This is a genomic window from Qipengyuania flavescens (assembly GCF_029688735.1).
Lineage (GTDB): Bacteria > Pseudomonadota > Alphaproteobacteria > Sphingomonadales > Sphingomonadaceae > Qipengyuania.
The window spans coordinates 497,774-518,329 of sequence record NZ_JARULD010000002.1; the positions used below are offsets into that span (position 1 = coordinate 497,774).

The following is a 20,556-nucleotide window of genomic DNA, read 5'->3' on the forward strand; positions in this document are numbered from 1 at the left end:
ATTTGACGCGCATGACCTTTGCCGATCTCGGCCTTTCCCCTGACTTGCTCAAGGCAGTCGACGAAGCCGGCTATACCGAGCCGACCGACATTCAGCGCGAGGCCATTCCGCCGGTGCTGATGATGAAGGACATCATCGGCATCGCGCAGACCGGCACCGGCAAGACGGCGAGCTTCGTCTTGCCGATGATCGACATAATGGCCAGCGGCCGGCGTCGCGCCCTGATGCCGCGTTCGTTGATCCTCGCACCGACCCGCGAACTGGCGGCGCAGGTGGCGGAAAACTTCGAGAAATATGGCAAGAACCATGACCTTAAGCTCGCCCTCCTCATCGGGGGCGTGCAGATGGGTGATCAGGTGAAGGCGCTGAACGAAGGCGTCGACGTGCTGATCGCGACGCCGGGCCGCCTGATGGATCTGTTCGAGCGTGGTAAGATCCTGCTCAATGGCTGCGAGCTTCTGGTCATCGACGAGGCCGATCGCATGCTCGACATGGGCTTCATTCCCGATATCGAGTTCATCTGTTCCAAGCTGCCCGAACAGCGCCAGACCATGCTATTCTCGGCCACCATGCCGCCGCCGATCGAGAAGCTGGCCAAGAAATTCCTCAACAATCCCAAGCGGATCGAAGTCAGCCGCGCGGCGACGACCAACAAGGACATTACCGCCTTCAAGGTGCCGGTCACGAGCCGCCAGAAGCGCGAGACCCTGCGCTGGCTGCTCAACAACGACCTGGTCGAAACTGCTATCATCTTCGCCAACCGCAAGACGACCGTTCGCGAGCTCAACAAGAGCCTGCAGCGCCACGGCTTCGCTTCGAGCGAAATCCATGGCGACATGGACCAGTCGAGCCGCCTCAAGGAACTCGATCGCTTCAAGAAGGGCGATGTGAATATCCTCGTGGCGTCCGACGTTGCTGCGCGCGGGCTCGACATCAAGGGCGTCAGCCACGTGTTCAATTTCGACACGCCGTGGCACCCGGACGATTATGTCCACCGCATCGGCCGCACGGGACGGGCAGGGGCAAAGGGTCGCGCCTTCACCTTCGTCGCCCCCGAAGATGCCGAAGCAATCGAGAATGTCGAGAAGCTGACCGGCTCGAAGATCGACGTCTTCGGCAAGAAGGATGTGCGCGTCGCGCTGAAGGCCCCCGGCGCGAACAAGGGGGCCGACGCCGATGACGTGAACGATGACGGTGCGGCTTCGGAGAAAGGCAAGGACCGGAAGCAAGCGCCGCCGAAGGCAAAGCCTGCGAACGCGGAGCGGGATGCCAAGCCGAAACGAGATCGTGAGCCGAAGGGGCGAGGCAAGGCATCCGCCGACAGTACGCCCGCCGATGCGGGCGACTGGAATGGGCCGGTTCCGGGCTTCCTGGACGTCTCGGCGACCTGAAACATGATTTACGCTCGCTTTACTTTGATCGGGCAATAGATACATCCGAAAGCGTCGCTCGGACACCGCCGGGCGAGAGTTCAGGCTGCAGTACGCGATCCGGAATTGCGTGATGCTCCGGGGGTGTCGAGTTTGGAAAATCCAGAAGTTTTCGCGAGTATGCGGAACGACGAATACGACGTGGTCGTGTTCGGCTTGGGCTATATCGGCCTGCCGACCGCATCGATCATCGCCTCGTCCGGAATGCGTGTTTGCGGCGTGGACGTTTCCGAGCGCGTGGTCGACACGATCAACCGCGGTGCCATCCATATCGAGGAGAAAGACCTCGACCAGCTCGTGGAGCGGGTGGTCAAGGACAAGATGCTGTGCGCCTCGCTCAATGCGCCGCAAGCGCAGTTTCACGTCATCGCCGTGCCGACACCGCTGCTGGAGGACAATACGCCCGGTCTGGATTATGTCATGAGCGCGGTGGAAGCGATCGCCCCGAAGCTCAGGCCCGGCGATTGCATTATTCTGGAGTCGACCTCGCCGGTGGGGACGACCGACGATGTGGCGAAGCTGATCGCGCTACGGCGCCCCGATCTGGGTGTGCCGGGCAATACGTTCGGGCCCGCCGATATCGCCATTGCTTACTGCCCGGAGCGCGTCCTGCCGGGCAAGATCATCGCTGAACTGCGGTCGAATGATCGGGTGATCGGCGGAATGACACCTGAGTGTTCGACGAAAGCCCGTCGTCTCTATGCCCGCTTCGTCGAAGGGATCTGTTTCGAAACGGATGCGCGTTCGGCGGAGATGGTCAAGCTGGTCGAAAACAGCTTCCGGGACGTCAATATCGCATTCGCCAACGAATTGTCCCTCGTCGCGGACCGGTTCGACATCAACGTCTGGGAAGTCATCCGGCTGGCCAACCGGCACCCGCGCGTCAACGTGCTGCAACCGGGACCGGGCGTTGGGGGGCACTGCATCGCGGTGGATCCCTGGTTCCTGGTGGCTGCAGCACCCGAAGAAACGCCGCTGATCCGCACGGCGCGCCAGGTCAATCTCCAAAAGACCAAACATGTGATCGAAGGCCTGTGCGCCATGGCAAAAGCCCAACCGACCGGCAAGGTCGCCGTTCTGGGCTTGGCCTTCAAACCCGATATCGACGATTTTCGCGAAAGTCCCGCGCTGGAGATTGCAGAGCACTTGGCCGCCGAGATCGGCGACCGCATGCTGGTCGTCGAACCCTTTGCAACCGAACTGCCGCCGCGGCTGCAGCAATCCAGCGCGCAGCTTGTTTCACTGGAAGAAGCTCTCGAGGCGGCAGAAACCGTTGCCATCCTGGTCGATCACACGGATTTCAAACACCTCTCGCTGAGCGATTTTACCGGCAAGCAGGTCTACGATACACGGGGCTTGCTGCAGCGATGAGCGGCCGTCCCATGATAATGGTGACCTTCGGCACGAGGCCGGAGGCGATCAAGATGTTTCCAGTCGTCCACGCCTTGCGCGCGGATGACCGCTTCGATGTAAAAGTCGCAGTGACGGCGCAGCATCGCGAGATGCTGGACCAGGTGTTGGCAATTGCGGAGATGACGCCCGACATCGACCTCGATCTGATGCAGCACGGTCAAAGTCTCGACGCGCTTGCATCACGCATCTTGCTCAGTTTTGGCCAGGTGCTGGACGACGAAAAACCCGATCGCGTGCTGGTCCATGGCGATACGCTGACGACCATGATGGTCACCCTATCGTGCTATTTCCGCAAGATTCCGATCGGTCATGTCGAAGCGGGTTTGCGCAGCGGCGACATCTATTCGCCGTGGCCTGAAGAGGTAAACCGGCGGGTCACCGGCACGATTGCCGATCTTCACTTCGCGCCAACCCAAACTGCTGCAGACGCCTTGCTGGCAGAAAACAAAGCGCACGAAGACGTGTTCGTGACCGGGAATACCGTGATCGACGCGCTGCTCGCGACGAAGTCGAAACTGGAAGCCGATCCGGCGCTGAGCCGGGAAATCGACACCGCCCTGGCCGGGGTCGGGAGCAAGCGCCTGATCGCCGTGACGGCGCATCGCCGGGAGAATTTCGGGCAGGGCATGCGCAACATCGCTGCCGCATTGCAAACCTTGGCCCGACGCGAGGACATCGCGATCGTCTATCCGGTGCACCCCAATCCGAACGTCGCAGGCGTGATGAACGAACAGCTTGGGTCGCTGGATAATATCCACCTCATCGACCCGCTCGACTATCCGAACTTCGTCCGCATGATGATGCGGGCCGACATTATCCTGACCGATAGCGGCGGCATCCAGGAAGAGGCCCCCAGTCTGGGTAAACCCGTGCTGGTAATGCGTGATACGACCGAGCGCCCCGAAGGCATAGCTGCCGGGACTGCCCTGCTTGTCGGTGCCGATAGCGAGGCAATCGTCGATCAGACATCTCGGCTGCTCGACGATCCGGAATCGTATGCCACGGTCGCACAGGCGCATAATCCTTACGGTGACGGCACGGCGGCGCGGCAGATCGTGGAGATCATGGCCGTAAGACACGGCCTGGCCTGAAATCGACTTTCCCGTTTACCGCAGTTTTACCGTGAATCGGCATGATGGTGGAATGAGCGAGCTCCTCCACCCTCTGCTGGCGTTTTTTCGCGAGCTATTGATCTATGGCGGGGTGTTCGCTCTCCTCGCGCTGGTGGTTAAGCGGCGCGCTGTGTTCGATGCCATGGCAAAATGCCGCCAAGAGGCAGGCACCAATCTGGGTCTCGCAGCCCTGAACGCTCTTGTTGTGGTGCCGCTTTTTGCCATTCCCGCGACCGCCTTGGCAGCGTTTCTCGACGGCAAGGGATATTTCGGAGATTTCTGGGACCGGCTGCCCGAAATCCCCGTGTTGTTGCTGACCATCGTACTTATCGATTTCGTCGCCTACTGGCGGCACCGTCTCGAGCATGATCGAGCATTGTGGCGCTTTCACGCGACACATCACGCGGATACCGCGATCCATTGGCTGTCCGTCCAACGCAAGCATCCGGTGGCGAAGATCATCTCGCTCTTCTTCGACCTGTCGCTGGTAATTGCGCTTGGTCTTCCCCCTTGGGCGATCTTCGGAGCGACGCTGATTCGCGGAGCATGGGGGCATTTCATCCACGCCGATGTGCCCTGGACCCTAGGCGCGTTCGGCGAAGTGCTTGTCTCTCCAGCGGCTCATCGCCTTCATCACATTCGCGACGAGCGCCTGATGGGGACCAATTACGGCAACACCATCACGCTGTGGGACAAGCTGTTCGGCACATGGTGCAACCCGGCTCCCTATCTCGACTGCGAGACCGGGATCGAGGAAGGCACTCGCGGCATCTGGGGCGAACTGAAACGGCCGTGGGAAGCCCGCTATCGCGAGCCAGCCAAGACGATCGACGAAATTCCGGACAAGGTTAGCGCCTGATATTTGCCGTCGATCGGCTGACTGCTAGGCCACCGCAATGGGATTGGGGCAGGACATCTGGCAGGGCCACGGTCGTGGGCAGCCACGCTTTCGCGACCAGCTGGGGCGGCGGGTTCCGCTGCGGAGACTTGTACGCAACGGACCGCGTGCGATCGGGACCGGGCTCTCGCGCAAGCTTCTGGGCAAGCGGCCCGCCCGGCCATGGATTTCATACGATGCGGCCGATGCGCTGGGGCGCCACCTCGGCGATAACTCTCGCGTGCTCGAATTCGGTTCGGGCATGTCGACCGCGTGGTACGCTGCGCGGGCCGGCGACGTACTCAGCATCGAACGGGACGCGGAGTGGTTCGCCGAAGTCTCCAGCCGCCTGGCGACTCTGGTGAACGCGGAGTTGCGCCTGTGCGCAAGCCGCGAAGCCTACCTTGCCATCGAGGACGACCGGCAATTCGATCTCATAATGATCGACGGGGCATGGCGAGACGACTGCGCGCGGTTGGCCACCCAGCATCTTGCGCCGGGCGGGGTAATCTACTGCGACAATACCGACAAACAGGGTGGCACTTCGGGCGATCTAACGGAAGCGCGCCGCCTGCTGATCGCATTCGCGGAAGAGCGGAACCTGCCGTGGACCGAAATTACCGATTTCGCCCCGACGCAATTCTTCGTGGAGCGGGCCTTGTGGGTCGGGCCGAACGCGCCGCGCTAATCCGCCAGTTTGACGAAACTATCGAGCACGCGCTTCTCACCCGCTTTTTCGAATTCGATGACCAGCTTGTTGCCTTCCTGATCGACTACGGTGCCGTAGCCGAACTTGTCGTGAAACACGCGGGCACCGATTGCGATGTCGGTGCGCGGCTTGGCGGCGAAGCTGGCGGCACTGCGGCCCGGTTCGGCGAGCCGCTTGGGCGTCGCATCATATCCGGTCGATAGCGCCCGTTGCCAACCCGGGCCGCGCTTGTCCGCACGTCCCGGCGCGTCGCGCGCGACATGTGCGAAGGGATCTTCGGTTTCGGTCCAGTTCGCCCGCCAGAGCGATGCGCCGCCGGTCATCGTTGTCTCGCGCTCGATCGTTTCCTCGGGAAGCTCGTCGATAAACCTGCTGGGAATCGAGCTGGTCCACTGGCCATAGATACGCCGGTTGGCGGCGTGGAAAATCGTGCAGCGGCGCTTGGCGCGCGTGATGGCGACATAGGCGAGGCGGCGTTCCTCCTCGAGGCTGGCCAGCCCGCCCTCGTCGAGCGCGCGCTGGCTGGGGAAGACGCCTTCCTCCCAACCCGGCAGGAAGACGTGATCGAACTCCAGCCCCTTGGCCGCGTGCATCGTCATGATGGTCAGCTTCTCGCCATCGTCGGCGCGGTCGTTGTCCATCACCAGGCTGACATGCTCGAGGAAATCGGTGAGGCTCTCGTATTCCTCCATCGCGCGGGCGAGTTCGGAGAGGTTTTCCAACCGTCCGGCGCTTTCGGCGCTGCGGTCTTTCTGCAGCATATCCTCATACCCGCTTTCGGCGATGACCATGCGCAGGAGCTCGGACGGCGTGACTTTCTCGGACTGCTGCCGCCAATGCACGAACTGGGCAAGCAGTCCCGTCAGGGTATTGCGCGCGCGGGCGGGCAACTCATCGCTGTCCGCGAGATCGAGCGAGGCGGCGGCCAGCGGCAGCTGCGTGCGGCGGGCATGGCGGCGCATCGCCTCCAGCGTCTTTGCGCCGAGGCCGCGCTTGGGCTGGTTGTAGATCCGTTCGAAGGCGAGATCGTCGGCCGGCTGCTCGATGACGCGCAAATAGGCAAGGGCATCGCGGATTTCGGCGCGTTCGTAGAAACGAAAGCCGCCGACGATGCGGTAGTTGAGGCCGATCTGGATGAACCGGTCTTCGAATTCGCGCGTCTGGTACTGCGCGCGCACGAGGATCGCGACCTCGTCCAGCGAGGCGCCTTCGGATTCCAGCCGCTCGATTTCCTCGCCGACTCGGCGCGCCTCTTCGGGCCCATCCCAGACGCCGATCACGCGCACTTTCTCGCCTGCCGGAAGTTCGGTCCACAGCGTCTTGCCTAGCCGCTCGCTATTGGCGTCGATCAGCCCCGAGGCCGCGGCGAGAATTTGCGGGGTGGAGCGATAATTCTGCTCCAGCTTGATCACCGCTGCGCCGGGAAAATCCTTCTCGAACTTGAGGATATTGGCCACTTCTGCGCCGCGCCAGGAATAGATCGACTGGTCGTCATCCCCCACCACGCAGATGTTCTTGCGATCCTGCGCCAGCAGGCGGAGCCACAGATACTGGACCTGGTTGGTGTCCTGATACTCGTCGACAAGGATGTATTTATAGCGTCTCTGATACTGCTCCAGCACGTCGCGATGCTGGCGGAAAATGTTCAGCATGTGGAGCAGCAGGTCGCCGAAATCGCAGGCGTTGAGCGTCTTCAGTCGTTCTTGATACAGTTTGTAGAACTTCGCGCCCTGACCGTTGGCGTAAGCTTCGTTCTCGGCCGCATCGAGGTCACCGGGATTGAGGCCGCGGTTCTTCCAGCGGTCGATCAGCCCGGCCAGCTGGCGCGCCGGCCACCGCTTTTCGTCCAGCTCTTCCTGCTGTATCATCTGCTTGAGCAGGCGCAACTGATCGTCGGTGTCGATTATGGTGTAGTTGCTTTGGAGGCCGACCAGCTCGGCATGGCGGCGAAGCATGCGCGCACCGATCGAATGGAATGTGCCCAGCCATGGCATGCCCTCCACGGCATCGCCGATGTGCCCCCCGACACGCTCGCGCATCTCTCGCGCCGCCTTGTTGGTGAAGGTCACGCACAGGATCTCGGAGGGCCACGCCCGGCGGGTCGCGATGAGATGTGCCAAACGCGCGGTGAGTGCTGCGGTTTTGCCGGTACCCGCTCCGGCCAGCATCAAAACCGGTCCTTCGGTGGTAAGAACAGCTTGCCGCTGGGGAGGGTTCAACCGCGCTGCATAGGGCGGAATTCCGTCGGTTTCAGCGGTCTCCGAGATGGGTACGAGATCTGACATGAGCTCCGGAACAGCTAGGGAACGCGGGGCGGCAATACAAGTCTAACCGGCCCGGACGTACTCAGGGCCCACGGAACAATGAGGGACGGTGCTGCGTAGGATGAGCAATGGAAACAAAGATGGAGAACACTCCAATGCGTAATATCATCCTTGCCGGTGCAGCAGCCTTGGCTCTCACTGCCGCTCCCGCCATCGCCGACGATCACATGGAAGCAGACGCTTATATGTGGACCGACCCTCAGGAAGCCATGTATGATGGCTGGCCGGCCGATCGCCAGACCGCTTATGATGCATGGCCTGCCAATGTGCAGGAGTATTACTGGACGCTGACGCCAGCGCAGACCAATGGCTGGTGGATGCTGAACGACGAACAGCGCGTGCGCATCTATGAGATGACACCGCAGCAGCGCTCGACTGCATGGACGCAGATCGCTGCGCAGATGAATGGATCAAGCACCACCGCGACTACGGCCACGACCGCATCGACGTCGGCTTCGACCTCGCCGCGTTTCGTGAGCAACGAAGTCGCCCAGCCGATCACTCGCAGCACTGCCGCGAACATCTCGGCCGAAGATCTTCCGGTCTGCACGCCGAACCAACAGGATGGTTGCATCAACAGCTGGGAGAAGAATAGGACTGGCACGAAGCCGCTGGACTATTGGCCGGGTCGTCCCGCCAGCCAGATGGACTGATTTGAACTAATGTATCACAACGTGTCGTAAGTGCGACTTGGGTGTGAGTTCGAGGGCGGGACCGTGAAAGCGGTCCCGCCTTTCGCTTATGCGCGGGATTCCGTTCGCCGCATTTTTGCCACGATCACCGTTGGGCGGTGCGGAAAGCGCGATTGCGGTCGCGGCAATCCATTGCTTATCGGAAGCGTTTGAAACGATAAGGAAGGTCCCGGAGGGGTAAGTATTCGGGTCGCGTTCGTTGCGCATGTTCACTTCTGGAGGAAGAGCACATGCGAAAGACTTTTTGGTACATTCTCGGTGGCCAACTGGCCACAATTTCTATCCCTGCAATGGCACAGGATGCTGCCGAAACCACGGCACCACCGCCGGCTGATGCCCAGCCTGCCGAGGCGATGATGACGCCCGAACAGATGGCGGTTGTCGACGGCTGGCCGGAAGAGCGACAGGTCCAGTTCCGGCAGTGGCTGGGCGAGGTGCAGGGGTATTACTGGACGCTTGCTCCCAAGCGGCAGGAGCTGTTCTGGCGCCTCGCCGACGGCGACAAGCTGGCGATGGTCGCCATGGACGAGGCAGGGCGTGAAGCGGCATGGGGCCAGATAGAAACACAAATTGGTGGGGCGGATTCAAGCGAACCCGCTGCCGACGCGGATCCCGATCCAGTAGACGAAACGGATGCTATCGATGAAGCGCATCCCGAACCTGCCAACCCTATGAAGCGATCGTAAAGCGCCTCACGCCGCGTCGGTAGCGAGCCTCAGGAGCGAGAGGCGAGCCTTGCCGACGCGGCGATCCGCCATGCATTCGAGCCCGTTCACTCGCGGTTCTTCCTTCGTGCCGGTTTCGAGCGCGATCCAGGTCGTGGGGTCGATCCACCCGAGCCGCAGCATGCGATCCAGAGCGACTTCACCCGCGCCGGTCCCATAAGGTGGATCGAGCAGGATCAGCTGGTGCGCGGATTTCGCCGGGCCGAGACTCATCACCGATGCCTGCTGTACGCTGGCCCTGGTCCGTGCCTCGAAGGTTTCGATATTGCTGCGGATCGCCCTCACCGCCGCGCTGTCCTGCTCGACGAACAGGCAGGAGGCCGCGCCGCGCGACAGCGCTTCCAGGCCGAGCGCGCCCGAGCCGGCGAAGAGGTCGAGCACGTGCAACTCGTCGAAGCTGCCGAGTCGGCTTGCTAGCATGTTGAACAGCGTCTCGCGCGTCCGGTCCGCGGTGGGACGGGTTGCCTCGCCCGGCGGCGCGACCAGCTTGCGTCCGCGCCAGTCGCCCGCAATGATCCTCACTGGCGGCCCCCGCGTGCAAGTTCGCGCTTGAAGCCTGCGACATCGCCGCGCTTGATCTCCAGCGCCTGTCCGCGCGGCAGGTCGCCGATATGGAATGGGCCGTAACCGATGCGCAGCAGGCGGTTCACCTCCAGTCCGAGATGCTCCAGCACGCGGCGCACCTCGCGGTTCTTGCCTTCGCGCAAGGTCAGCTCGATCCAACGATTGCGACCGGACCCGCGTTCGAGATTCGCTTCGATCCGCCCGTACCGAATCCCATCGACTTCCACGCCCTCGATCAGCTCGTCCAATTGCGCCTGCGTCACATCGCCGAACGCACGGGCGCGATAGGTTCGCGGCACGCCGCTGGAGGGCAGCTCCATCGCGCGCTTCATCTCGCCATCATTTGTGAGCAGCAACAGCCCTTCCGTGTTGTAGTCGAGCCGGCCCACCGGCATCACACGGCCCGCATCTTTCGGCAGGGCATTGCGCAGCGCGGCGTAGATCGTGGGGCGTCCCTTGGGATCGTGCTCGGTCGTCAGCATGCCCGAGGGCTTGTGGAAGGCGAACAGCCGAGTTTCTTCCGCCTTGCCGACCGGCTTGCCGTCCACCGTCACCCCGCGCAAGCTGTCGAGCTTGATTGCCGGCGTGTCGAGCACCTTGCCGTCGAGAGCGATGCGCCCGTCGGCGATCATGCGCTCGATCTCGCGCCTGCTGGCCACACCTGCGCGCGCGAGCAGCTTGGCGATGCGGTCGCCAGCTTCGGGAAGTCGGTTGTCGGACATGAGGGCGCGGTTAGGCGCTCAGTTCACAGCGCGCAAGGCTTCCTCGACCGTCTCGTGATAGCGCCTGATGCCGCCCTCCATTGTCCCGAGGGTAAGATGCGGGACCGCTCCCGTCGAAAGGCCCTGCTGGCCGAGTTCCGCGGCGCGGAAATCCTCGCTCGCGAATACGCCACCATCGAGCAGCGCCCAGCTGCGCTCCCAATGATCGCGCGCCTTGTCGGTGGCAGGATGCTCGGGGATGAGCATGAAATCTTCCACCAAGGTGCGGTCGTGCGCCTGCGGCATCATCACCATCACATTGATGTAGTCGGGGCTGGGAATGATCAGCGCGCCCGGAAGCAGCTGGTAGGCGAAAGTCACGACGCGGCGCAGCGCGGCCATGTCGGTGAGGTCGATGCCCTCCATCTCTTCCAGTCGCCCCACCGCGCTGCGCGAATGCGGGCCGATCATGTCGCCGCTGGTCGCGCCGTCCTTGAAGAACGGGCCGATGGTTTTCGCATGCAGGCGGGTGACGTGATAGCTTTCGAGGAAGGCATCCATGATGAGCTTCCAGTTTCCTGCGACCTCGTGAATCTTTCTGCGGAAGAGCACGTGGTCGCCCATGCCGAGCGCGTCGAAATCCTCGCCCAGCGTATTCGCCAAACCGAAGTCCGCTGTCTCCTCCTGCGGACAGAACCAGATCAGCCCGCCGGTTTCGCGCGATGGTAGTTCGACAAGGCCATAGTCGCCCTTGTCCAGGCCGGGAAAGGTGTCGGGCCGGGGCAGGGCGAGCAGCCTTCCATCCACGGCGTAGGTCCATGCGTGATAGGGACAGACGAGCTTCTTCGTGCACTGCACGTCGGCGCCTTCGACCAGACGGGTACCGCGATGGCGGCAGACGTTGAGGAAGACATGAACAGCACCTTCGGCATCGCGCGTGATCAGCAGCGGGCGACCCGTGGCGTCATGAGGCACCGCCATGCCCGGGTCGGGCAGCAGCGCCGAAGGGCACAGGATCTGCGGCATCCGGTCGTAGATTGCCGCTTTCTCGCGCGCCCAATACTCCGGGTCGGTATAGACGGAGGCGGGCACGGTGCTTGGCTCGGCAGCATCGCGCTTGCGGTCTTCGGCAATGTCTTTGGCCAGCGCCAGCATCCCGTCTGTCGGGCGGCGTTCAGGCAGCGTCTTTGTCGGAACGTCCACTGTGCTGTTCCTTTCTCTCTCCAGCGGCTAGTGTCGCAAGAAATCACGATATTTGCAAAGGATGCCTGTGTATGGCCGAAGCCGCCGAGACCAAGAAGATTTCCGCATGGCGGGCGCTCGGCATGGCTCTGGGGGATCGCAAGACCGGCTTCATGCTGCTGTTCGGCTTTGCCAGCGGCCTGCCTTTTGCGCTGTTTCTCGGTACGCTGTTCGCCTGGCTGACGGAAGCGGAAGTCGATCTGGAGACGATGGGCATCTTCTCGCTGATCGGCCTCGCCTATGCATTCCAGTTCCTGTGGTCGCCGCTCATCGACAAGGTCAATATCCCCATGCTGCGCAAGCTCGGCAGGCGGAAGCAATGGATCGTGCCGATGCAGCTGCTGTTGGGCGCGATCCTCATCACGATGAGCCTTCTGGAGCCACGCACACAACTCGGCTGGTTTTCATTGCTCGCCGGCATTGGCGCTTTCGCCAGCGCGACGCAGGACATTGCGATCAATGCCTGGCGTATCGATGTGGCGGACGAACGTGCCACCATCGACATCCTCTCGACCGTTTATCAGATGGGCTACCGACTCTCTTCGCTCGTCGGGGGGGCGCTCGGGCTGATCATCGCAGCGCGTATCGGCTGGCCCCAGACCTATATGATGATGGGGGGTATTCTGCTGTTCGTGGGCTTTGTCGGCCTGTGGGCGCCCAATGCCTCCGGTGTCGCCGAAGAGAATCAGGGCGACGAACAGGTCCGCGCATTGCGAATGGCTGGCGAATTGAATCCGCACATCCGCAATCGCGCGCTCGCACTGGTCGGCTTGCTGTGGGCAGGTGCGATCGGCATCGTGCTCGCCTTCATGGTCATGTCCATGACTTACGCGCCGGAGGATCGGCCGAACCCGACGGAATTTACGGTCAACGTCGGTCCGTGGATCATCGTGGCTACGATCATCCTGCCTGCGCTGATCGCCGGTTGGCTCGCTTCGCAGAAAAAGCAGGGCAAGCATTTGCTGAGTGAAGATGCGCCGCCGGTGAGCGGGGGTTCTTATGCGCTCGACCATCTCTATCGCGCGCTGGTGCTGCCGCTGGTCGAATTTGTCGGCCGGATGGGCTGGTCGCTGGTGTTGATCCTCGCGGTCGTGCTGACCTATCGCATTTGCGATGCAATCTGGGGGACCTTCGCCTACCCCTTCTACCTCGGCGAGCTGGAGTACACGAACGACGATGTGGCCTTCGCCTCGAAATTCTTCGGCGTGGGCGCAATTATCGCAGGCTTGGCGCTGGGTGGCCTCATGCTCACAACGATCGGCCGCATGGCGACGCTGCTGATCGGCGGCATTCTCGCTGCGCTGACCAACCTGCTCTACGCCGACATGGCCATCGGGGGCGCGAATATGCAAGCGTTCAGCGATGCCGTGGGCTTCACCTATCTGATCGAACAGGTTCCCGGCATCGGCGATGCCGAACTTGCCAGACTGACCATCACCATCGCATTCGAGAACCTTGCTATCGGGATTGCAGGGGCGGCCTATATTGCCTGGCTGTCCTCGATCGTGTCGAAGAAATTCAGCGCGGTGCAATACGCGCTGCTGTCATCGCTCACGCTGCTGGTCGGCACGCTCGGCCGCGGTGCGCTGGGCGAGATGATCGAGAACCAGGGCTATTACGACGTCTTCATCCTGACTACCTGGATCGGACTGGGCGCAGCGGTCCTCGTGTGCATCGAGTGGTGGCGTGAAAGCCGCTCGAAAGCGGCCGCGGGCATCGTTGCACCGGAGGCCGGTGAGAGCGTACCGGCAGAGTAGCCGGTAGCGCTCCCATTTTCTCGCCAATTTAAGTCCGCGATAACCTCTTTCGTTGTAGCCCTGTCGGCAATGGGGACGCAGCAACACGAAAACACATCACCGATAGAGCGCGACTTCCTGCGCCTGCCACTCGGTGTACTCGGCTATCTCGAAACGCTCGAGGGTCGCAAGCGGGTGGAGATTGTCGATCTGTCGCAGGGAGGGGCGCACATCCTGCTGTTGGAGCACGATGATCGGGCCGCGAGCGACATATCGGATTGCTTTCTCAAATGGTTGCAGTTCGACGCCTTCGGGACGGTAACGTGGAAGGATGGTCCGCGCATGGGTCTCGTCTTCGAACAGCCGTTGCGTCCCGGTGTGATTAAGGAAACGAAGAAGCAGGCCCCCATTATGGTGCGCCGCGATTTCGACGAGCTGCGCGATGCGGCAAAGCTCTGGTCGAAGGGCGTGTTCCCGAGCACCTGAACCCGGTCAGTCTGGCAGCTCGCCGTTCAGCCTGAGCACTTCTCCTGCGAGATATAGCGAGCCGGCGATGAGCACGGGCAGCTCGTCTTTCGACAAAGCGGCCATCGCTTCCGGCAAATCGGTTGCAGCACGGGCACCCGGCCCGAAAGCTTCGGGTCCGTGGTGATCGTGCCCGGGTACCGGGACCACCGTGAGGCTGGCGATCGAGCTTGCCAGCGGTTCGATCAGCGCCTGCGGATCCTTCGCCCCCAGCATGCCGAGGATGAGGTGGATGCGTTGGCCGCGAAAGTGTTCGGCCAGCATCTCGCCGGCGGAACGATTATGACCACCGTCGAGCCAGACTTCGCGCTCGCCTGCGAGGGGGCCCTTCGAAAGCCGGTGTAGGCGCGCAGGCCATTCGGTGCGGGCGAGGCCGCGTTCGATGGCTGCTTCGGAAACCGTCAACCTGCCTTGCGAGGCGAGCATCGCGACGGCGAGGGCTGCGTTCCAATGCTGGTGGGCACCCGGCAAGCCGAGGTCCTTGCGGGACAGGTGCTCGACCAGCGATGGATCGACGTCCCGAATGATCGCTCCCTTTTTCGCCGCCACAGCTGCAATCGCGTCACGAGCGATTTCGGGATAGGTCTCGCCCAACGTCACCAGCGGCACACCCCGCTTGGCGATTCCGGCCTTCTCGAAGGCGATGCGCGCGATGGGTTCCGCCGGCACGCCCGTGTCCGGCGCGAGGAGGAAGCGCTCGTGGTCGATCCCCAGCGCGGCGATGCCGCAGGCGGCGAGCACTTCGGGCTCCAGCACGTTGGTCGCGTCGAACCGGCCGCCGAGGCCGACCTCGACCACACAGGCATCTGCGGGCACGCGGGCGAACTCGGTAAAGGCGGCGGCGATGGTGACTTCGAAGAAGCTCGGTTCGAGATCGGCACCAGCATCGAGGACCTCTTCGAGGACCGCAGCCAGCCGCTCGTCGGAGATCAGCTCGCCCGCGAGCCGAATGCGCTCGTTGTAGCGCACGAGATGCGGGCTGGTGGTGACGTGGACGCGGTAGCCTTCCGCCTCCAGCATCGCGCGCAGGAAGGCACAGGTCGATCCCTTGCCGTTGGTGCCGGCGACATGGAAGGTCGGCGGCAGGCGCGTGTGCGGGTCGCCGAGCCGCGCCAGCAACGCGCGGATCGTGTCGAGGCCGAGCCTGCCTTGCGGCACGGACAGCGCAACCAGCCGGTCGAGCTGGCGCTGGACATCGGGACTGTCGGAGCGGGCGAAGTCCCGCATGACGGGGCTCAGGCGGCCTCGGCAGGCGCCAGATAGTCGAGCAGCGTCGCCAGCGTGTCCTTAAGGTCGTGGCGATGCACCACCATGTCGACCATGCCGTGCTTGTGGAGGTACTCGGCGCGCTGGAACCCGTCGGGCAACTGCTCGCGGATGGTGTCCTGGATCACGCGCTGGCCCGCAAAGCCGATGAGGGCCCCGGGTTCGGCGATATGGATGTCGCCCAGCATGGCATAGCTGGCCGTCACGCCGCCGGTGGTCGGGTCGGTCAGCAGCACGATATAGGGGAGGCCAGCCTCTTTCAGGCGGCGTGTCATCACGGTCGCCTTGGGCATCTGCATCAGGCTGAGAATGCCTTCCTGCATGCGCGCGCCGCCCGCGGCGGTGACCGCGATATAGGGCGCACGGCGGGTCAGCGCACGCTCGACCCCCTGGCAGAACGCAGTGCCCACAGCCATGCCCATCGATCCGCCCATGAAGCCGAAATCCTGCACCCCGACGACCGCCGGCTTGCCCTCGATCGCGCCGGAGCCGACGATGAAGGCGTCCTTGTGCGGGCTCTTCGCGCGGGCCTTCTTCAGGCGGTCGGTATACTTCATCGAATCGCGGAACTTGAGGGGGTCTTCCTTCACCTCGGGGACGGGAAGGACCTCATAGCCTTCGTCCAGCAGCTGGCGCAGGCGTTCGTCCGCGCCGATCCGGCCGTGGTGGTCGCAGCGCGGGCAGACGTAAGCGTTCTCTTCGTATTCCTGCGCGAAGACCATCTGCTGGCAGCTGGGGCACTTGACCCACAGATCCTTGTCGGTGGTGCGCTTGGACAGCGAGGTGATGGAATTGCGGACGCGGGTGAACCAGTTCATGGGCTAGCCCCTTGCCGCCGAATGGACGGCCTTGGCAAGCCCTGCGGTAAGCTCGCGCAGCTTAGCCGGAGCATCTCCACCATGCTCGGCGACCAGTTCGACCAGTGCAGAGCCGACCACCACGCCGTCGGCCACGCGTGCGATCTCGCCCGCCTGTTCGGGCGTGCGCACGCCGAAGCCGACTGCGACGGGAATGTCGGTCGATCGCTTTATGCGGGTGACATTGGCCTCGATCGATTCGATCGCGGCCTGCTGCATGCCGGTGATGCCCGCGACCGCAACGTAGTAGAGGAAGCCCTCGCTGCCCTCGACCACGGCAGGCAGGCGCTTGTCGTCCGTTGTCGGCGTGGCGAGACGGATCGGGGCGATGCCTGCCTCACGGAGTGCGGGGCCGAGTGCGTCGTCCTCTTCGGGCGGAATATCGACGCAGATCACGCCGTCGACGCCAGCGTCTTCGGCGGCAGAGGCGAACCATTCCGGCCCGCGCCGGATCATGGGGTTTGCATAGCCCATCAGCACCAGCGGGACGTCCGGATGGCGTCCGCGAAACTCGGTGGCGATGCGCAGCACATCGGCGGTGGTCGTACCTGCGCCGAGCGAGCGAATATTGGCCTTCTGGATCGCGGGGCCATCGGCCATGGGATCGGTGAAGGGCATCCCCAGCTCGATCACATCCGCGCCGCCCTCGACCAGCGCGTCGAGATTGGCCGCCGTGTCGCCGTCGCCTGCGGTGACGAAGCAGACGAGCGCGGGGTGGGGCTTGGCGAAAGCTGCGGAGAGGCGATTCGAGGTGGTCATAGGGTCAGGTTCGTTCATCTAACTTGGCGGAAATCCGAGACATGGACCGCATGTTACACTGTTCAGGCGGGAAAAAGCCGGGGGCGGACAAATGGGTTGGCTTTCGCGCAAATGAAGTGAGGGAAAGAGGACAATTCATGGGTTCCCTTTGCACGGATATGAGGGCGTAGGACAGCCCTTCAATCTTTCGCCACCCCGGCCATCGAGCCGAAGCCCCACCTCTTCAAGGAGATGGACCCCGGATCAAGTCCGGGGCGACGATGGTGGATAAGCAGAGTGTGACGAAGGTGGCGGAAAAACGGGCCATATCCCGACATTCTCAGTGAATGTGCCTGCAATTCCGATCAGGATCGACATGCCAAGCGTCCCGACCAGCATTCCCGACCACGAGAAATCACCGCCTGTGAAAGCATCGGCCGCCACCATGATCGGAAAGAGTATCCAGCCGAAGCAAAAATACAGAAAGCCTCTTTTCAGATCGAAATCCCATACTTTCTTGGGCAGATTTTTCCGGTCGTAGAACGTTGCCACCATAGCAAGGCAAACTGCCAAAATGAACGCCAAGCGCTGGACGACATTCCAGTCATCTTGGCCCGATTTTGTGATTCCGCCGAATATAAGCAGCCCTACGAAAATCAGCGCACCGATAATCTTACGCGGATTCACATCTCCACCCCCAACCGTTCGGCGACGGTAAAGATGTCCTTGTCGCCGCGTCCGCACAGGTTTGCGAGGATTACGCTATCCTTCGGCATGTCCTTCGCGCGCTTGGCCACTGCCGCAATCGCATGGCTTGGTTCCAGCGCAGGAATGATGCCCTCGGTGCGGCAGAGCAGCTGGAAGGCCTCCAGTGCCTCTTCATCGGTGATGGCGGTGTATTCCACCCGGCCCGAGTCTTTCAGCCAGGCATGTTCGGGGCCGATGCCGGGATAGTCGAGGCCGGCGCTGATCGAGTGGCCTTCGGTTATCTGGCCGTCCTCGTCCTGCAGCAGATAGGTCTTGTTGCCGTGGAGTACGCCGGGAAAGCCGCCGAGCAGGCTGGCGGCATGTTCGTCGCCATCGAGGCCGTGCCCTGCCGCCTCGACGCCGAGCATCTTCACGTCGGGATCGTCGAGGAAGGGGTGGAATAGGCCGAGCGCGTTGGAGCCGCCGCCAATGGCTGCCACCAGCAAGTCTGGCAGGCGACCGATGCGGTCCTGCATCTGCTGGCGGGCTTCCTTGCCGATCACGCTCTGGAAATCGCGGACGAGCTCTGGATAGGGATGCGGACCGGCGGCGGTGCCGATGATGTAGAAGGTGTCGTGTACATTCGCGACCCAGTCGCGCAGACCTTCGTTCATCGCGTCCTTCAGCGTGCCGCGACCGCTGGTGACCGGCACGACTTCCGCGCCGAGCAGCTTCATGCGGAAGACGTTGGGCGACTGGCGCCGAACGTCCTCCGCGCCCATGTAGATGACGCAAGGCAGGCCGAAACGCGCGCAGACGGTGGCGGTGGCGACGCCGTGCTGGCCCGCGCCGGTTTCCGCGATGATGCGCGTCTTGCCCATGCGGATCGCGAGCAGAATCTGCCCGATGCAATTGTTGATCTTGTGCGCGCCGGTGTGATTGAGCTCGTCGCGCTTGAACCAGACCTGCGCGCCGCCAAGCGCCTCGGTCAGCCGTTCCGCGAAATAGAGCGGGGAGGGGCGGCCGACGTAATGTTCGAGAAGGTCGTCGAACTCGCGCCGGAATTCGGGATCGGCCTGCGCGGCGCGATATTCACGCTCCAGGTCGAGCACGAGCGGCATCAGCGTCTCGGCGACATAGCGGCCACCGTAATCGCCGAAATGCCCGCGCTCGTCTGGCTGTTTGCGGAAGGAGTTTGCCTGGTCTGTCATATCTGGCGAGCCGCTTTGCAAAATGCCGCGACCTTGTCCACGTCCTTGACGCCCGCCGCGCTTTCGACGCCGCTGGAGGTATCGACCAGCGGCGCACCCGTTTCGGCGATCGCCTGCGCGACATTGGCCGGCGACAGACCGCCTGCCAGACCCCAGCCGGTCTTGCCGCGCCAGCCGGAAAGCAGGGACCAGTCGAACCGCAAGCCCATGCCGCCGGGCAGGGCGGCGTCTTTCGGCGTCTTTGCATCGAACAGCAGCAGGTCGGCGGTGCCGCGATAGGTATCAGCTTTTTCGACGTCGGTCTTCGAGGCGATCGGCAAAGCCTTCCAGACCGGTAGCCCGAAGCGCTCTTTCACCTGCGCCACGCGTTCTGGTGTTTCCTGGCCATGCAATTGCACCGCATCGAGCCGACCCGCGCCGATCGCATCGCGGAGCAGACCGTCGTCGGCATCGACGAACAGCCCGACCCTGCCGATCTTGCCTCCGCCGCGCGCCGCCAGCGCTGCCGCAGCATAGGTATCGACATGGCGCGGCGAGGGCGGGAAGAACACGAGGCCGACGAAATCGGCCTCTGCCGCCACCGCTGCATCCAACGCCTCGGGCGTCGATATCCCGCAGATCTTGATAGCTGTCCGCATGGCTGGGCTAGAGCGTCGCTTCGATGTCGCGCGCGGCCTGCACGGGATCGTCCGCGCGGCTGATCGGGCGGCCGATCACGAGCACGCTGGCGCCGTCGTCGCGCGCTTGCCGGGGTGTGACGACGCGCTTCTGGTCGCCGGCCGCGCCACCGGCCGGGCGCAGGCCGGGGACGACGAAGAAGCCGTCCTTCCACTGGTCGTGCACGGCCTTCACTTCCTGGCCCGAACAGACGATGCCGTCGAGCCCGGAGTCCTGCGCCAGTTCCGCCAGCCGCATCACGTGATCGTGCGCGCTGCCTTGGATGCCGGTGCGTTCGAGATCGCGGTCGTCCATGCTGGTGAGCATTGTCACGCCGACCACCTTGGTGTGCTCGCCTGCGGCGGCCTTCGCGTCTTCCAGCATGGCCCGCCCGCCGCTCGCATGGACGGTGACAATGGAGGGTTCCAGCACGTGGATCGCCTGCATCGCGGCGGCGACGGTGTTGGGGATGTCATAGAGCTTCAAATCGAGGAAGATCGGCAGGCCGAGCTGGCCGATCATGTGCACCCCGTGCGCCCCGTGCGCGCAAAAGAACTCCAGCCCCAGCTTGATCCCGCCGACATGGCCCTTGACGGATTTCGCAAGGTCGATCCCTTCGCGCAGGCGCGGGACGTCGAGGGCGAGATAGACGGGATTGCTCATCGCGGGCTCTTGGGTTCCGGATCGACGGGATTGGCAGGTTCGGGCGGCAAGTCGCTACGCGGCGTCGTGGCGGGACTTGTGGCGGGAGCGGGGGCGTGACCGGTGGCGGGACTCGCATCGGGAGCATCGCTCTTCGGCGCGGCCATGCGCGTGGTCGCCGCCTCCAGCGCGTTGACGCGGCGGGTCATGCGCCACTTCGCCGTCCGGTGGATCAGCCACATCGGAATGAGGCCGAGCAGGAAGGCGACGATCACCAGCGCCGGCAGTTTCGTCTCCAGCACGATGTTCGACCAGATCTGCACCTCCACCGGCTTCCAGTTGAAGAAGCTGAACGCGAGCAGGGCGAAAAGCAGCAGGACCCAGACGATGGTGCGGACGATCTGCATTGTGGTTCGGCTCCCGATGTATCCTTTGCTATAGTGCTAGG

Annotated in this window: 21 protein-coding genes; 9 read left to right on the forward strand and 12 right to left on the reverse strand. The window is 63.1% G+C overall.

All coding sequences use genetic code 11. From position 1 onward, the window contains the following. Window positions 1-11 precede the first annotated feature (11 nt). The 5 genes from P8R33_RS07695 to P8R33_RS07715 all read left to right on the forward strand — a co-directional run bounded on the left by P8R33_RS07695 (window position 12) and on the right by P8R33_RS07715 (window position 5,520). Window positions 12-1,391, forward strand: a complete 1,380-nt coding sequence (locus P8R33_RS07695) for a DEAD/DEAH box helicase (RefSeq protein ID WP_278328817.1) — start codon at window positions 12-14, stop codon at window positions 1,389-1,391. A 159-nt stretch (window positions 1,392-1,550) separates the two neighbouring features. Continuing rightward, window positions 1,551-2,801: a UDP-N-acetyl-D-mannosamine dehydrogenase gene (gene wecC / locus P8R33_RS07700; protein WP_278328397.1), complete on the forward strand. Its 1,251-nt coding sequence runs from the start codon at window positions 1,551-1,553 to the stop codon at window positions 2,799-2,801. Then, complete coding sequence (gene wecB, locus P8R33_RS07705; protein WP_278328398.1) at window positions 2,798-3,934, forward strand: non-hydrolyzing UDP-N-acetylglucosamine 2-epimerase; 1,137 nt, start codon at window positions 2,798-2,800, stop codon at window positions 3,932-3,934. Before wecC ends, wecB begins: the two co-directional genes overlap by 4 nt. Before the next feature lie 52 nt (window positions 3,935-3,986). After that, window positions 3,987-4,814, forward strand: coding sequence for a sterol desaturase family protein (locus P8R33_RS07710; RefSeq protein ID WP_278328399.1), 828 nt, complete (start codon window positions 3,987-3,989; stop codon window positions 4,812-4,814). A gap of 37 nt (window positions 4,815-4,851) precedes the next feature. Beyond that, the gene (locus tag P8R33_RS07715) at window positions 4,852-5,520 is read left to right on the forward strand and encodes a class I SAM-dependent methyltransferase (RefSeq protein ID WP_278328400.1); all 669 of its coding nucleotides are present in this window, start codon (window positions 4,852-4,854) and stop codon (window positions 5,518-5,520) included. Here P8R33_RS07715 and P8R33_RS07720 read toward each other — a convergent pair. After that, a complete protein-coding gene (locus P8R33_RS07720) occupies window positions 5,517-7,826 on the reverse strand; it encodes an ATP-dependent helicase (RefSeq protein WP_278328401.1) in 2,310 nt (769 codons plus the stop codon). The two genes, P8R33_RS07715 and P8R33_RS07720, sit on opposite strands and share 4 nt — an antisense overlap. A 134-nt stretch (window positions 7,827-7,960) precedes the next feature. Here P8R33_RS07720 and P8R33_RS07725 point away from each other — a divergent pair, with 134 nt between their 5' ends. Next, window positions 7,961-8,518, forward strand: a complete 558-nt coding sequence (locus P8R33_RS07725) for a hypothetical protein (RefSeq protein ID WP_278328402.1) — start codon at window positions 7,961-7,963, stop codon at window positions 8,516-8,518. A gap of 269 nt (window positions 8,519-8,787) precedes the next feature. Continuing rightward, a complete protein-coding gene (locus tag P8R33_RS07730; protein WP_278328403.1) occupies window positions 8,788-9,243 on the forward strand; it encodes a hypothetical protein in 456 nt (151 codons plus the stop codon). Window positions 9,244-9,249: 6 nt separating this feature from the next. Here the strand turns inward: P8R33_RS07730 and rsmD are convergent, their stop codons facing one another. Genes rsmD through P8R33_RS07745 form a run of 3 tightly spaced genes read right to left on the reverse strand, consistent with a single transcriptional unit; the run spans window position 9,250 to window position 11,750 of the window. After that, the gene (rsmD, locus tag P8R33_RS07735; RefSeq protein WP_278328404.1) at window positions 9,250-9,804 is read right to left on the reverse strand and encodes a 16S rRNA (guanine(966)-N(2))-methyltransferase RsmD; all 555 of its coding nucleotides are present in this window, start codon (window positions 9,802-9,804) and stop codon (window positions 9,250-9,252) included. Continuing rightward, entirely contained in the window at window positions 9,801-10,568 is a 768-nt protein-coding gene (locus tag P8R33_RS07740; protein WP_278328405.1) for a pseudouridine synthase, read from the reverse strand. Before P8R33_RS07740 ends, rsmD begins: the two co-directional genes overlap by 4 nt. Before the next feature lie 18 nt (window positions 10,569-10,586). Continuing rightward, window positions 10,587-11,750, reverse strand: coding sequence for an aromatic ring-hydroxylating oxygenase subunit alpha (locus P8R33_RS07745; protein WP_278328406.1), 1,164 nt, complete (start codon window positions 11,748-11,750; stop codon window positions 10,587-10,589). A 71-nt stretch (window positions 11,751-11,821) separates the two neighbouring features. Here P8R33_RS07745 and P8R33_RS07750 point away from each other — a divergent pair, with 71 nt between their 5' ends. Beyond that, window positions 11,822-13,546, forward strand: coding sequence for an MFS transporter (locus P8R33_RS07750; RefSeq protein ID WP_278328407.1), 1,725 nt, complete (start codon window positions 11,822-11,824; stop codon window positions 13,544-13,546). Window positions 13,547-13,615: 69 nt separating this feature from the next. Then, entirely contained in the window at window positions 13,616-14,011 is a 396-nt protein-coding gene (locus tag P8R33_RS07755) for a hypothetical protein (protein WP_278328408.1), read from the forward strand. 6 nt (window positions 14,012-14,017) lie between these two features. Here P8R33_RS07755 and P8R33_RS07760 read toward each other — a convergent pair whose 3' ends face one another. From P8R33_RS07760 to P8R33_RS07795, 8 genes are all read right to left on the reverse strand, one after another. Further along, window positions 14,018-15,277 (reverse strand): bifunctional folylpolyglutamate synthase/dihydrofolate synthase, encoded by a 1,260-nt coding sequence (locus P8R33_RS07760; RefSeq protein ID WP_278328409.1) that lies wholly within the window; start codon window positions 15,275-15,277, stop codon window positions 14,018-14,020. Between the two features lie 8 nt (window positions 15,278-15,285). Continuing rightward, the gene (accD, locus tag P8R33_RS07765) at window positions 15,286-16,134 is read right to left on the reverse strand and encodes an acetyl-CoA carboxylase, carboxyltransferase subunit beta (protein WP_278328410.1); all 849 of its coding nucleotides are present in this window, start codon (window positions 16,132-16,134) and stop codon (window positions 15,286-15,288) included. A gap of 3 nt (window positions 16,135-16,137) precedes the next feature. Continuing rightward, complete coding sequence (trpA, locus tag P8R33_RS07770; protein ID WP_278328411.1) at window positions 16,138-16,932, reverse strand: tryptophan synthase subunit alpha; 795 nt, start codon at window positions 16,930-16,932, stop codon at window positions 16,138-16,140. Between the two features lie 243 nt (window positions 16,933-17,175). After that, entirely contained in the window at window positions 17,176-17,598 is a 423-nt protein-coding gene (locus tag P8R33_RS07775) for a hypothetical protein (RefSeq protein WP_278328412.1), read from the reverse strand. Then, window positions 17,595-18,809: a tryptophan synthase subunit beta gene (trpB, locus tag P8R33_RS07780; RefSeq protein ID WP_278328413.1), complete on the reverse strand. Its 1,215-nt coding sequence runs from the start codon at window positions 18,807-18,809 to the stop codon at window positions 17,595-17,597. The genes P8R33_RS07775 and trpB overlap by 4 nt, the downstream gene beginning before the upstream one ends. Beyond that, window positions 18,806-19,447, reverse strand: coding sequence for a phosphoribosylanthranilate isomerase (locus P8R33_RS07785; RefSeq protein ID WP_278328414.1), 642 nt, complete (start codon window positions 19,445-19,447; stop codon window positions 18,806-18,808). Before P8R33_RS07785 ends, trpB begins: the two co-directional genes overlap by 4 nt. 7 nt (window positions 19,448-19,454) lie before the next feature. Continuing rightward, window positions 19,455-20,129 (reverse strand): orotidine-5'-phosphate decarboxylase, encoded by a 675-nt coding sequence (gene pyrF, locus P8R33_RS07790; RefSeq protein WP_278328415.1) that lies wholly within the window; start codon window positions 20,127-20,129, stop codon window positions 19,455-19,457. Beyond that, on the reverse strand, window positions 20,126-20,515 hold the full coding sequence (locus P8R33_RS07795; RefSeq protein WP_278328416.1) for a superantigen-like protein SSL4: 390 nt from the start codon (window positions 20,513-20,515) through the stop codon (window positions 20,126-20,128). The genes pyrF and P8R33_RS07795 overlap by 4 nt, the downstream gene beginning before the upstream one ends. Window positions 20,516-20,556: the final 41 nt, after the last annotated feature.